The following is a 13,605-nucleotide window of genomic DNA, read 5'->3' on the forward strand; positions in this document are numbered from 1 at the left end:
CCAGACGCGAAGACCGATGAACCGTTCGCAGGCACAGCATCGTCGGCGGACGCAGCACCCTCGGCAGGAACAGCTGCACCGTCGGCGGACACCGAACCGTCCGCCGCCACACCGCCGCCCGCGTCGTCGGCTGTGTCCGCGCCCGCCGACGCAGGGACGGGGACTCCGCGACTGTTGCTGATCGACGGCCATTCCATGGCCTACCGCGCCTTCTACGCCGTGCCGGCGGATCGTTTCCGCACGTCGACGGGCCAGGTGACGAACGCGGTCTTCGGATTCACGTCGATGCTGATCAACCTGTTGCGGGACGAGGAGCCGACGCATCTGGCAGTCGCGTTCGACGTCTCGCGGCAGACGTTCCGCACGGAGACGTTCGCCGAGTACAAGGCCAACCGTTCGGCCACCCCGGACGACTTCAAGGGCCAGGTCGAGCTGATCAAACAGGTCCTCGGTGCGTTGACGATCCCGGTGCTGGAGAAACCGGGCTACGAGGCCGACGACCTGATCGCCACGTTGTCGACGCAGGCGACCGGTACGGGCTACGAGGTCCTCATCTGTACCGGGGACCGGGATGCGCTGCAGCTCGTCACCGACACGATCACGGTGCTGTACCCGAAGAAGGGCGTCTCGGACCTCGTCCGGTTCGACCCGGACGGGGTGCAGGAGAAGTACGGCCTGTCTCCGGTGCAGTACCCGGACTTCGCGGCCCTGCGCGGCGACCCGTCGGACAACCTGCCCGGCATCCCGGGAGTGGGGGAGAAGACGGCGGCGAAGTGGATCCGCCAGTTCGGATCCCTCGGGGACCTGGTCGACCGCGTGGACGAGGTCAAGGGCAAGGCAGGTGACGCGCTGCGCTCGCACCTCGACGGCGTACTGCTCAACCGGCAGCTGACGGAGCTGGTGCGGGACGTCCCGCTGGCGGAGGCGCCGGCGGACCTCGAGGTCAAGGCGTGGGATCGCGACGCGGTACACCGGCTGTTCGACGAGCTCGAGTTCCGCGTGCTGCGTGACCGGCTGTTCGCGACCCTCTCCAGCGCCGAGCCCGAGGCCGACGAGGGCTTCAGCGTCAGCGGCGGTGCGCTGGCGCCCGGAACTGTCGCGGCGTGGCTGGCCGAACACGCCCCGGCTGGCACGACCACCGGACTCGCCGTGCGGGTCACCGGCACCTCGATCGCCGCCGACGCCGCATCGCTCGCGCTGGCGGCCGCCGACGGCGAGGGTGCCTACCTGGACCTGACGACACTCGACGCCGACGACGAGGCGGCACTGGGCGCCTGGCTCGCCGACCCCGAGGTGCACAAGACCGGGCATGCGCTCAAGGCTCCGCTGCACGGCCTGCTGGCGCGTGGCTGGCGCGTGCGTGGCCTGAGCATGGACACCGAACTGGCCGCGTATTTGGTGCGCCCCGGTCAGCGCACGTTCGAACTCGCCGATCTGGTGCTGCGCTATCTGCAGCGAGAGCTGCGCTCCGACTCCTCCGGCGGTGAGGGACAACTGTCGTTGCTCGACGCCGCCGGCGGTGCCGACTCCGATGACGACGCGGAACTCGTGCACGACGAGTTGACGCGCGCCCGGGCGACCGCCGAACTCGCCGAGGCGCTGGCCACCGAGCTGGACGGCATCGGCGGTGCCCGGTTGCTGGCGGAGGTCGAGCTGCCCCTGCTGTCGGTGATCACCGAGCTGGAGGCAGCGGGTGTGTCCGTCGACCAGGAGCAGCTGACGACGCTCGAGGCGCACTACGCGAGCCGGGTGAAGGAGGCGACGGAAAGCGCCTACGGCGTCATCGGTAAACAGATCAACCTCGGCTCACCGAAGCAGCTGCAGGTCGTGCTGTTCGACGAGCTCGGCATGCCGAAGACCAAGCGCACCAAGACCGGATACACGACCGACGCCGACGCGCTCCAGACGCTGTACGAGAAGACCGAGCACCCGTTCCTGCAGCACCTGCTGGAGCACCGTGACGCCGCCCGGCTGCGCAGCACGGTCGAAGGTCTGATCAAGGCGGTCGCGCCCGACGGGCGGATCCACACGACCCTGCACCAGACCATCGCCGCGACGGGCAGGTTGTCGTCGGTGGACCCGAACCTGCAGAACATCCCGATCCGCACCGACGAGGGCAGGCGGATCCGGGAGGCGTTCGTCGTCGGTGCGGGCTACGACCAGCTGATGACCGCCGACTACAGCCAGATCGAGATGCGGATCATGGCGCACCTGTCCGGCGACGCCGACCTGATCGAGGCGTTCCAGTCCGGGGCGGACTTCCACGCCGCTACGGCCGCCGCCGTGTTCGACGTCGATCCGGCCGAGGTGACCGGGCCGCAGCGCGCCAAGATCAAGGCGATGAACTACGGCCTGGCGTACGGGCTGTCGGCGTACGGGCTGTCGCAGCAGCTGCGGATCTCCACCGAGGAGGCCCGCGGCCTGATGGACGACTACTTCGCGCGGTTCGGCGGGGTCCGCGACTACCTGCACACCGTGGTCGACGAGGCCGCGAAATCCGGTTACACCCAGACGATCTTCGGCAGGCGGCGGTACCTGCCCGATCTGACCAGCGAGAACCGGCAGCGGCGGGAAATGGCCGAGCGGATGGCGCTCAACGCCCCGATCCAGGGCAGCGCCGCCGACATCATCAAGGTGGCCATGCTCGGCGTGTACGGCGCGCTCGCGTCGTCGGATCTGCGCAGCCGCATGCTGTTGCAGGTGCACGACGAGCTGATCCTCGAGATCGCCGAGGGCGAGCACGCCGAGGTGGAGCAGCTGGTGCGCCGTGAGATGGGCGCCGCATGCGAACTGGCCGTGCCGCTCGAGGTGTCGGTCGGGTTCGGCCGGTCGTGGAACGATGCCGCGCACTGAATGACGCCGCGCACTGAACGACGCCGCGCACTGAACGACGCCGCGCACTGAACGACGCCGCGCACTGAACGACGCCGCGGTGGCTGAGTGCTGCGCGGGCGGTGCTCCGCCGATATCGTGCTGGTCATGACGCGCCGCGCGCTGCTGCTGGCCGGGACCGGGATGCTCCGCAGGGTCACGAAGGAACTCGCTGTCGACGGCTGGCAGGTCGTGCTGCCGAGCCGGCGGTACGCGCCCATCCCGACCGGCGATCCGGACGTGCATGCCGTGCGCTGGACGGCGGGCCACCGCCACACCACGGTCGGAGCCGGGCGCGCGACCTGGGTGCAGGCGCAGTGGGACGCGCCCGCCGAGCTCGCCAGGAAGGCGGGCGAGGTGCTCACGGGACCCGCTGATCTGCTCGTCGCATGGGTGCACGAGTCCTACCGGGCCGCGGTGCTGTCGGCCGTGGAACCGTTGTTGTCGGACACGGCGCCCGTGGTCGAGGTGGCCGCCTTGTCGATGCACGGCGACGTCGTCGCACCGCCGGAACCGCACTACCCGCACCGGCCGACCCAGCAGGTGCTACTCGGGTCCACATCGGACGTGGCCGTGGGCAGGCCGCTGGGACACGAGGAGATCGAACGGGGAGTGCTGGAGGCGGTCCGCCGGGCGCTCGCCGGCAGCCTGTCCTCGGCGCATCAACTGGGGGAGCGCAGGCCGGCGCGCAGATCCTGACACCGCTGCGGGCAGCGCCGCTGGGGCCGCGCCGCTGCGGGCTCATCCCGGCTCGGCCCGCGCGGCGAGCAGGGTGAGCACCGAGTCCCGTACCTCCGAGCGGTCCCGGTGCGGCTCGAAGACCAGCCAGTCGAGCGCCGTCACGAGCAGGGTTCCGAACAGGGCCGTCGCCGCCCGGCGCACCGGCACGCCCGCGGGGAAGCGCCGCGTGGCGGCGACCCGTTCCAGCTGCCGTTCGAGGATCGTGAGGATCTCCTCCCGGAGCGGCGCGAGCGTCTCGGCCCAGTTGCCCGGTGTCCGCCAGAGCTCGCTCACGAGGATCTGCGAGAACCCCGGGTACTGCTCGATGAACGCCAGCGCGGCGTCGATCAGCGCGGCGAGCTCGGCCGACGGGTCGCCGGCCACTTCGTCGACCGCGGTGGTCAGCCGCTCGGCCAGCTCACCGATGCCGTAGCGCAGCAGAGCCTCGATGAGCCGGTCCTTGCTGCCGAAGTTGTAATACACCGTTCCCTTGGCGACTCCGGCCGCGGCGGCGATGTGGTCGACGGTGACGCCCGCGATCCCCGTGCCGCGTGCCAGTCGCATCGTCGCCTCGAACAGCCGCCGTTGGGTCGCCTCCGCTCGCGGGGTCACAGTGCCAACTCCGGCTTGAGGTGGCTCACCGTCCACATGCGACGTCGTCGTGCCGCCAAGGTCGACGCCGTGAGCGCGGCCGCGAGATAGGCGACGAGGACACCGACGTCGAGCAGCACCTCGGCGGACGCCCCGCTGTAGAGCAGATGGCGCAGTCCGTCGATCACATACCCCATCGGCAGCGCCGCGTGCAGCGGTTGAAGGGCGTCGGGCAGCGTCTGCCACGGGAAGGTCCCGCCCGCACTGACGAGCTGCAGCACGAGCAGCACGAGGCCGAGGAACTTGCCGACCGCGCCGAAGAGTGCGTTGAGCGCGTGCACGATCGCCGTGAACGTCAGTGACGTCAGGACGGCGAAGCCGAGTGCCGCGACCGGGTTCGCGACGTGGATGCCGACGAGCCAGGTGACGGCGGCGAACAGGACGACCACCTGTGCCGTCCCCAGCAGTGCCGCCGACAACCAGCCGCCGAGGGCGACCCGCAGCGGCGAGGCTCCCGCCGTGAGCGCCCGCGTCGACAACGGGCGCAACAGCAGGAACAGCACGAAGGCGCCGATCCATGTCGCCAATCCGATGAAGAACGGCGCGAGTCCGGCACCGTACGTGCCGGCGCTGGCCATGTTCGCGTTGTCGACGGCCACGGGATCGGCGATCGTCCTGGCCGTTGCCTCGCGCGTGTCCTCGTCGGTGTTCGGGATCTGGTGCAGTCCCTCGTTGAGACCGTCGCGGAGCTCGTTCGCACCGCTGAGTAGCTGTTTCGTGCCGTTGAGGGCGTCCTGCTCCCCGGTGTCGAGGCTGGAGGCGCCCTTCGACAGCTTCGCCGCGCCGTCGGCCGCCTGTGAGATCCCGCCGGACAGCTGTGGGGCGCTGCCCGCGAGGCGCTGCGCACCGTTGGCGACCTGCCGGGAACCGGTGGCGAGCGTGTTCAGTTGGGTGGACGTCTGCTGGATCCGGTTGTCGGCCTCGTCGACCGGGCTGCGCAGGTTCCCCAGCACGCCCAGTACGTGCTGCACCTCGTTCTCGTCTAGCCCTCCTTCGCGGAGGCGCTCGCCGAGCTGGTCGTTCACGTTGTTCAGGTTGTTCTGCAGATCGGTCGAGCCCTGCGCGAGTGCCGACGCCGTCGCGGCGATCTGCTCATTGCCCGCCGCCACCTTGTTGGCGCCGGTGGCGAGCTGCTGCGTCTGCTCGGGCAGGTTCTCGGTGTTGGACTTCAGGGTCGACAGGCCCGACGAGAGCTGGTTGCTGCCCGTGGCCAGCTGCGAGGCGCCGGTGGCGAGCTGCTGCTGACCGTCGCGGAGTTCGAGTGCGCCGCCGGCGAGTTCCCGCGCGCCGTTCGCCGCCTCCTCCGTGCGTTCGTGGATGGTCGAGAACCCGACGAGGAACCGGTCGGCCGCTTGCGTGCCGACCTTCTCGGCGATCGTGTTCCGGACCTCCTCGGCCACCTGGTCCGCGATCGTGTGCGAGAGGTAGTTGTTCGTGTCGTTGGTGGTCAGAGTGATCCCTGCCTGGCGCGGCTCGAAATCCTCACTCGAGGTCAGCGCCTTGCTGAAGTCGCGGGGGATCGTGATCGCGAACGCGTAGTCGCCGTTGCTGACGCCGGTGTGTGCCTCGTCTTCCGAGACCTCGTGCCAGTCGAAGTCGCCGGAGCGCTGCAGTTCGTCGGTGACCTCGCGGCCGACCTCGCGGTGGTTCTCGCCGGTCCCGCTGCCGGTGTCGTTGTTGACGATCGCGGCAGGCAGATTGTCGAGCCTGCCGTACGGGTCGTAGTTGGAGTACAGATACAGCGAGGCGTAGAGCAGTGGCACGAGCACGAGCGCTGCGATGGCGAGCTTCGGCAGCGTTCCCGTGGTGAGCCTGCGCAGTTCGTTGCGGGCGAGGTGGACGGCGTTCACGAGTGAGCCTCCGGCAGCGGGCGTGCGGGGTCGGGTCGGTCGACGCGGCCGATACGGACGGGGCCCGCGGGCAACGCCGAGTCGGTGGCGGTGGCGGCCAGCACGACGACGGCCAGTCCTCGTTCGGCGTGTTCGCGGGCGACGCGCAACCAGCTGTCGATCTCGCTCGTGTGCCGGTCGGGGCGGTCGAGTACGAGCATCCGCACGCCCTTACGGGAGGCGGCGAGCGTGGTAAGCAGCCGTGTGCGGAGGTCGGCGTCGAGGTGTTCGAACCGGGAATCCGCGTACGGCGCCGCGTCGTGGTCGGTGAGCCAGCGGCTGACCGCCGCCTTGTTCGCGGGCCTGCCCGCGAGCGCCAGTTCCTCGCCGACGACGACGCGCAGCGGCAGTGCGTCGTCGGGTTCGCTGACACCGGGGGCGTCGACAACCGCGACCCGGGCCGCCACGGCTCCGGGCGCCGTGATCGGGGAGTCCGCGGATCGTCCGGCTCGTCGGCCGGTCTCCTCACCCGTGTCGGCCCCGCCGTCCACCGCGTCCGTGTCCGCCGCGTCCGTGTCGGCCGTGTCCACGGCATCGTCGGTGGGGGCGTCGCCGGGCTCCGCGTCCTCGGGAAGCGCGACGACTCCGTTGCCGGCGTCGCCGGGGTTGCCCTGCTCGTCGCCGGGGATGTCGGTAGGGGACTCGTCGGCTGGGGAGTCGTCCGGCGTGGCCGGTTCGTCGGTGTCGTCGTGAACGGTGACGGTGCCGGTCGACGGCCGGAGTCGCCCTGCGAGGGCGAGGCCGAACGCCGAGATGCCGGTTCCGGGTTCGCCCTTCACAATGACGAGCTCACCGGAGGCCACGGTGAGCGAAGTCTGTGGCACGAGGGGGCCGTGGGGGCCGTCGATTCCGACCCGGTCGGCGATCAGCTGCATACGTCATCCTTTTGAACTGACTGGTCAGTTCAAATAGTAGAGCGTGCCTGGCCGCGGCGCAGTGTGGGGTGCCGGGCGCGTGTCGCCGGCGGACGGTCAGGAGACCCGCTGGGTGCGGAAGATCGCGGTGCCGGGGAACAGCTTGCCGCGCAGCGGGCTCCACTGGCCCCAGGCCTGGGTGTGTCCCTCCGGCCATTCCGGCTCGACCAGGTCCAGCAGGCGGAAGCCGGTGGACGTCAGCGCGCGGACGTAGTCGCCGAGCGTGCGGTGGTACTCGACGTAGGTGGCGATGCCGCGCCCGTCCTGTTCGACGTACGGCGTGCGGTCGAAGTACGGCTCGACGGCCGTCAGGCCGGTCGGCCCCGGATCATCGGGAAAGATCCACCGCATCGGGTGGGTCACCGAGAACACCCAGCTGCCGCCGGGTCGCAGAATGCGCGCCACCTCGGCGAACACGGTCTCGAGCGACGGGACGAACATCAGGGCCCCGAACGACGAGCACGCGATGTCGAACCCGCCCGCGCGTAGTGGCAGGGCTTCGGCGTTGGCCTGCAGCAGGGTCGGTGCCAGGCCGGTGCGCCGCTCCGCGGCGCGGGCGTGCTGCAGCATGCCCGCCGACAGGTCCAGCGCGACCACGCCGGCGCCCTGCGCGGTGAGCCAGCGGGCGCAGGGTGCGGATCCGCAGCCGAGCTCGAGTACGTCGGCTCCGTCGAGGGCGTCGGAGGGGCCGAGCAGCCGGGCCTGCTCCTCTCGGACGCCTTCCGGGCACCACACGAAATCCGCCTCGCCGAGGAACTCACCGTGCTCGCCGAGATAGGTGTCGGCGTCGGCGTCCCACCAGGCCAGGCTGGCGCGTTCGGCCTCGGCCGAGCCGACGGTGCGGTAGGCGACCCGCGCGGTGCCGAGAGCGCGCTCGGTGTCCGCATACCGTGGGTCGCGCGCGGCGGAACCGGCGGCGGAAGGTGTCTCGGACACGACGGCATTCTCCTCCGCGAAGCGGTGTGATCACGCGTGCACCCCTGATTGTGCGGGTCACAACCGGCCGCGTACGATGATTGTCAGCGCAGTGGGTTTCGCGCTTCCTCTCGCCTCCCGAGTTTCGTGCGAGGTGGTGTGGTCGCGCACCTCGAGATGATCCTCGGCGGCCGTTGCGGCGCAGTGGCGCGATCAGCGTCGGAGACGCCTGGACGAATGCACGGTCATCACCCGGTGACCCGTCCTGCGCTGCCCGACGTCGATGTATCGGCCGTCCCCGCATCACCGAGGCCGGTCACGTCAGATGCCGGGCTTCGGCAAACTGCAAACCCCACGACATCTATCCGCTACCGGAGCAACCCACCTAATGACCATCGACACCACCACCGCCCCGAGTGCCGAGCAGGCCCAGGTCGCCGTCAACGACATCGGGACGGAGGAAGACTTCCTCGCCGCGATCGACAAGACCATCAAGTACTTCAACGATGGTGACATCGTCGAAGGCACGATCGTCAAGGTCGACCGCGACGAAGTGCTGCTCGACATCGGTTACAAGACCGAGGGCGTCATCCCCTCTCGTGAGCTGTCCATCAAGCACGATGTCGACCCGGCCGAGGTTGTCGCCGTCGGTGACGAGGTGGAGGCCCTTGTCCTGCAGAAAGAGGACAAGGAAGGTCGGCTGATCCTGTCCAAGAAGCGCGCCCAGTACGAGCGCGCCTGGGGCACGATCGAGGACCTCAAGGAGAAGGACGAGCCCGTCAAGGGCACCGTCATCGAGGTCGTCAAGGGCGGCCTCATCCTCGACATCGGCCTCCGTGGCTTCCTGCCCGCCTCGCTCGTCGAGATGCGCCGTGTGCGCGATCTGCAGCCGTATGTCGGCCGTGAGCTCGAGGCCAAGATCATCGAGCTGGACAAGAACCGCAACAACGTGGTCCTGTCCCGCCGCGCCTACCTGGAGCAGACCCAGTCCGAGGTCCGCAGCGAGTTCCTCAACGCGCTCGCCAAGGGCCAGGTCCGCAAGGGCGTCGTCTCCTCGATCGTCAACTTCGGTGCGTTCGTGGACCTCGGCGGCGTCGACGGCCTGGTGCACGTCTCGGAGCTGTCCTGGAAGCACATCGACCACCCGTCCGAGGTCGTCGAGGTCGGCCAGGAGGTCACGGTCGAGGTGCTCGAGGTCGACATGGACCGCGAGCGCGTGTCCCTGTCGCTGAAGGCGACCCAGGAAGACCCGTGGCGTCAGTTCGCCCGTACGCACGCGATCGGCCAGATCGTCCCGGGCAAGGTCACCAAGCTCGTCCCGTTCGGCGCGTTCGTCCGTGTCGAGGAGGGCATCGAGGGCCTGGTGCACATCTCCGAGCTGGCCGAGCGCCACGTGGAGATCCCGGAGCAGGTCGTCCAGGTCGGCACCGAGGTCATGGTCAAGGTCATCGACATCGACCTCGAGCGTCGCCGCATCTCGCTCTCGCTGAAGCAGGCGAACGAGGGCTTCACGCCGGACGCCGACTTCGACCCGACGCAGTACGGCATGGCCGCCGAGTACGACGACCAGGGCAACTACATCTACCCCGAGGGCTTCGACCCCGACACGCAGGAATGGCAGGAGGGCTACGACGCCCAGCGTGAGGAGTGGGAGAAGCAGTACGCCGAGGCGCACGCCCGCTACGAGCAGCACATGAAGCAGGTCGCCGAGGCGGCCGCTGCCAACGCCGCCGCGGCGGCCGACGCCGCGACCGGCGTCGAGGGCGGCGACCAGAGCTACACCTCCGGTGGCGGAGCGTCGACGTCCTCGACGCCCTCGACGGGTTCCTCCTCGGCCTCGTCGGAGCAGCAGCCCGCCCAGAGCGGTGGCACGCTGGCCAGCGACGAGCAGCTCGCGGCGCTGCGGGAGAAGCTCTCCGGCGGTGCGTGAGTAGCGTGAACGCCTCGTCGAGGCGTCAGCTCGCGCGCTGAGCAGTCGAACGGTGGCCCCGGTCCGATCGCGGACCGGGGCCACCGTCGTGTGTGCGGCGCCGTCGAAGGGCGTCGCGGGTGACCGGTTGGCCGTCGGCGGTGCTGCAAGGCGAAACGAAAACGGCCCATTGCCGCGTCGTGCGGCAATGGGCCAGGGGCCGTGCGTTACGGAGGAGGGCGCGCCGGGACGTCAGGCGGTAGCGGTCACGTGGTCGTGGACTGTGGTCGCGAGCTCAGGCGGTGGCGCGGGCGGGCGCGGGCGCCCAGGCGCGTTCGTGTGCCGCGGCGCGGGCTCGGCGGCGAAGACCCGCCAGGCTGTGTTTGGCCGGCACGAGCAGTGCGGTCAGCCAGTTGCGCCGGTGCTCGTCGAGCGCCTTCGCGACAGCCTGGTGCATGACGCAGTGCACCAGGCCTGGAGTACCCAGGCGATGTTTCCCGACGTATGTGGTGGTAGGCATCGTTCCTCCGTGTGGGCGATAGCCGTTGCGCGGAAGAGTAGGTAACCAGCGCCGGACAGTGGTGGAACACGTCGGCGTGTCACCCGAATTTGCTGGATAACGGTTTGATCGACGCCGGACGGTGCGTCACTGATGGCAACTGGTTGAATGCGCCCATGCTGCGTGTAGGGCTGACCGGTGGAATCGGTGCGGGTAAGTCGACGGTGGCGGCCAGGTTGGCCGAACTCGGAGCCACGGTGATCGATGCGGATCGCATCGCCAGGGAGGTCGTCGAACCGGGGACCGACGGATTGGCCGAGGTGGTCGAGACGTTCGGCGAGGACGTGCTCACGCCCGAGGGCGAACTGGACCGCGCGGCCCTCGCCGCGAAGGCGTTCGCCGACGACGAGTCACGGGCCCGACTGAACGCGATCACGCACCCGAGAATCGGCAGGCGGACCGTCGAACTGATGGGGCAGGCAACCGCCGACGCCATCGTCGTGCACGACGTCCCGCTGCTGGTCGAAGGCGGCATGGGGGCCAACTACCACCTCGTGCTTGTCGTGGACGCCGACGAGGATCTCCGTGTCCGGCGGCTAGGGGAGAGCCGGGGGATGGACGCCGAGGACGCGCGAGCCCGTATCGCCGCGCAGGCGACGCGCGAGCAGCGCGCAGCCGCGGCCGACGTGTGGCTCGACAACAGCGGAACCGCCGACCTGGTCCAGGCCCAGGTCGATGCGCTCTGGAACGAGCGGCTCGTGCCCTTCGAAGCCAACGTGCGCCGGCGGCGCCCCCGCGCCCCGAAGCCGCCCGCACTCGTCGAACCCGATCCGACGTGGCCCGCGCAGGCCGAACGGCTCCTGTCCCGGGTACGCGCGGCCGCCGGCGACAAGGCCGTCCGCGCCGACCACATCGGGTCGACGGCCGTGCCCGGTCTGGTCGCCAAGGACACCCTCGACCTGCAGCTCACCGTGCGCTCGCTCGACGAAGCCGACCTGATCTCGGAGGCGCTGTCCGACGCCGGATTCGTACGTGCCGAGGGACACTGGTTCGACCAGCCGCAGGACGAGGCGACCGCGCCTGCCCGGTGGGACAAGCGCTTCCACTACGGCGCCGATCCGCAGCGGCCCGTGAACCTGCACGTCCGATCGGCCGAGGGGCCGGCGTGGCGGCTCGCGCTCCTGTTCCGCGACTGGCTGCAGGCCAACCCGGCCGAGGCACGGGTGTACGCCGACATCAAACAGCGGCTCGCCCGTGCCCACGCGGGCGATGCGAGCTCGCTGAACTACTCCGAGGAGAAGCAGTCCTGGGTGGACGCCGCGTTCGTCCGCGCCGAACGCTGGGCGGTCGAGACCGGCTGGGAGGTCTGAACGACCCGGTTCGCCCCACGGCGCTGCGACGGACGGGAGTGGGCCGGGGTCGCCGCACGGGAACCGCCGGCCCTACGGGTGGCGTTTCCAGGTGAGCGTGATGCCCTGGGTCGCGAGCCAGGCGCCGAGGTCGTGGCCGTGGCGGGCGAGCGCGCCCACCGTGCTGTAGGCGGTCTCCAGCGCGCCGGTCGCTTCGCCGCAGCTCACGAGGCCGTCCTGCACCGCCTCCAGCAGCTCACCGGTGTCGATCACATCGACGCCGCGGTGCTGCCGGAGTACGAGATCCAGGTACAGGTCGGTGGTGTGCCAGGCCCCGCCGCGGTCGGTCGTGACACCGACGACGTCGAGGTAGAAGTCCTGGTCCCGTTCGTGACCGGGGTTGAACCAGAAGTCGCTGATCCGCAGTCCGAGGGACGGCAGCAGCCACGACTCGAGGTAGCGGAACTGGCGCCGTCCCGGCGTCGGCCGCGCCATGTACAGGCCGAAGTCCTCGACGCGGTACTCGTCGACGTCGCGCACGACGCCCTTGGGGTCGGTGTTGGTGCCGGCTGCAACGTCGAACGTTTCCCGCTTCGGCGGATGCATGACGGCCATCTTGCTGTGCCGACCGGACCGCGTCGAGCCGGAACGTGCCATCGGCGGCGTGTGGCTAGGATACGAATCCGCTGAATGGGGGTCGAGGCATGTTCGGAATCATCAGGCCGTGCCGGCATCGCTTGTCCGAACGGCTCCGGACGGAGTGGATGGCGCACCTGTGCGGGCTGTGCCTGGCGCTGCGGGACGAGCACGGGCAGCTGGCGCGTACGGCGACCAACTACGACGGGCTGCTGATCTCGGCGCTCGTGGATGCCCAGTCCGACACCGGCCCCGCCCGGCGGACGGCAGGGCCGTGCGCGTTGCGCGGCATGCGCGGTGCCTCGGTGGCCGTCGGCGACGGCGCGCGGCTCGCGGCATCGGTGTCGCTGGTACTGGCGTCGGCGAAGGTGTCCGACCACGTCGTGGACGGCGACGGGATGCTCGGCCGGCGCGCCGTCGGACCGGTCGCCCAGCGCGTCGCGGCCGGCTGGGCGGACCGCGCGGCCGAAGCGGGTGGACGGCTCGGTCTCGACACGGAGGCCCTCGCGTCCTCGATCGGTGCGCAGCCTGCGATCGAACGGGACCTGACCGTCGGCGACTCCGTGCTTGCCGCGACCGCGCCGACCGAGCACGCGACGGCGGCTGCCTTCGCGCACACGGCCGTGCTGGCGGGCAGGCCCGAGAATGCGGACGCGCTGGCCGAGGCGGGCCGCCTGTTCGGGCGTATCGCACACCTGCTCGACGCCGTCGAGGACCTCGCGGCGGACGCGGCGACGGGCACGTGGAACCCCCTGCCGGCGACCGGCACCGACCTGGCCGAGGCGCGGCGGCTGTGCGACGACGCGGTACTGGGGGTCCGGCTCGCGCTCGACCAGGTCCCGCTGAGCCACCACGGGCTCGTGCACGCGTTGCTCGTGCACGAGCTGGAACGGGCGGTCACGCGGACGTTCGGCCATGCGGGCAGCGCAGGCGGCTTCGACGGCCAGGCCGGTGCCGCGCGAACCGGCAGCGAGTCCCGCCACGTGTCGGGTCCGAGCGCCGCGGCGAAAGACAGGCCCGGACCGGTGCAGGACGGGCAGGGCGGCGGGCTGTGGTTACCGAAATTCCGGGTGCCGCCCCACCGGCGCAATCCGGCCCTGGGCTGCTGCGTCGGCCTCTACATGTGCTGCAGCTGCCAGTTCTGCTGCCGCGATCCGTATCCCGGCCCGTGCGACGGAAAGCCGAAAGGCTCCTGCGACTGCGACTGTTGCGATTCGTCCTGCTGTGACTGCTGATGCGACAGTGACAGCTG

At 70.3% G+C, this 13,605-nt stretch carries 11 protein-coding genes; 5 read left to right on the forward strand and 6 right to left on the reverse strand.

All coding sequences use genetic code 11. The features are described 5' to 3' along the window. Positions 1–132 precede the first annotated feature (132 nt). Entirely contained in the window at positions 133–2,853 is a 2,721-nt protein-coding gene (gene polA / locus LY40_RS20030) for a DNA polymerase I (protein WP_258937850.1), read from the forward strand. A 126-nt stretch (positions 2,854–2,979) separates the two neighbouring features. Then, positions 2,980–3,570, forward strand: a complete 591-nt coding sequence (locus tag LY40_RS20035) for a Rossmann-fold NAD(P)-binding domain-containing protein (RefSeq protein WP_258937811.1) — start codon at positions 2,980–2,982, stop codon at positions 3,568–3,570. A gap of 42 nt (positions 3,571–3,612) precedes the next feature. Here the strand turns inward: LY40_RS20035 and LY40_RS20040 are convergent, their stop codons facing one another. From LY40_RS20040 to LY40_RS20060, 4 genes are all read right to left on the reverse strand, one after another. Then, complete coding sequence (locus LY40_RS20040) at positions 3,613–4,203, reverse strand: TetR/AcrR family transcriptional regulator (RefSeq protein ID WP_258937812.1); 591 nt, start codon at positions 4,201–4,203, stop codon at positions 3,613–3,615. Next, complete coding sequence (locus LY40_RS20045) at positions 4,200–6,092, reverse strand: YhgE/Pip family protein (RefSeq protein ID WP_258937813.1); 1,893 nt, start codon at positions 6,090–6,092, stop codon at positions 4,200–4,202. Before LY40_RS20045 ends, LY40_RS20040 begins: the two co-directional genes overlap by 4 nt. After that, positions 6,089–7,006: an ATP-binding cassette domain-containing protein gene (locus tag LY40_RS26580; RefSeq protein ID WP_372497760.1), complete on the reverse strand. Its 918-nt coding sequence runs from the start codon at positions 7,004–7,006 to the stop codon at positions 6,089–6,091. Before LY40_RS26580 ends, LY40_RS20045 begins: the two co-directional genes overlap by 4 nt. Positions 7,007–7,102: 96 nt before the next feature. Beyond that, complete coding sequence (locus LY40_RS20060) at positions 7,103–7,981, reverse strand: class I SAM-dependent methyltransferase (RefSeq protein ID WP_258937814.1); 879 nt, start codon at positions 7,979–7,981, stop codon at positions 7,103–7,105. Between the two features lie 367 nt (positions 7,982–8,348). Here LY40_RS20060 and rpsA point away from each other — a divergent pair, with 367 nt between their 5' ends. Beyond that, entirely contained in the window at positions 8,349–9,890 is a 1,542-nt protein-coding gene (gene rpsA, locus LY40_RS20065) for a 30S ribosomal protein S1 (protein WP_183786591.1), read from the forward strand. Between the two features lie 274 nt (positions 9,891–10,164). On the opposite strand, the gene LY40_RS20070 is transcribed toward rpsA, so the two are convergent. Beyond that, the gene (locus LY40_RS20070) at positions 10,165–10,389 is read right to left on the reverse strand and encodes a hypothetical protein (protein ID WP_183786590.1); all 225 of its coding nucleotides are present in this window, start codon (positions 10,387–10,389) and stop codon (positions 10,165–10,167) included. Between the two features lie 155 nt (positions 10,390–10,544). On the opposite strand from LY40_RS20070, the gene coaE reads away from it, so the two are divergent. Further along, positions 10,545–11,738, forward strand: a complete 1,194-nt coding sequence (gene coaE / locus LY40_RS20075) for a dephospho-CoA kinase (protein WP_258937815.1) — start codon at positions 10,545–10,547, stop codon at positions 11,736–11,738. A gap of 72 nt (positions 11,739–11,810) precedes the next feature. Here the strand turns inward: coaE and LY40_RS20080 are convergent, their stop codons facing one another. Beyond that, on the reverse strand, positions 11,811–12,332 hold the full coding sequence (locus tag LY40_RS20080; protein WP_183786608.1) for a ribonuclease FAU-1 family protein: 522 nt from the start codon (positions 12,330–12,332) through the stop codon (positions 11,811–11,813). Positions 12,333–12,421: 89 nt separating this feature from the next. Here LY40_RS20080 and LY40_RS20085 point away from each other — a divergent pair, with 89 nt between their 5' ends. Next, positions 12,422–13,588, forward strand: a complete 1,167-nt coding sequence (locus LY40_RS20085; protein ID WP_258937816.1) for a DUF5685 family protein — start codon at positions 12,422–12,424, stop codon at positions 13,586–13,588. Positions 13,589–13,605: the final 17 nt, after the last annotated feature.

Source organism: Prauserella salsuginis, assembly GCF_024648885.1.
Lineage (GTDB): Bacteria > Actinomycetota > Actinomycetes > Mycobacteriales > Pseudonocardiaceae > Prauserella > Prauserella salsuginis.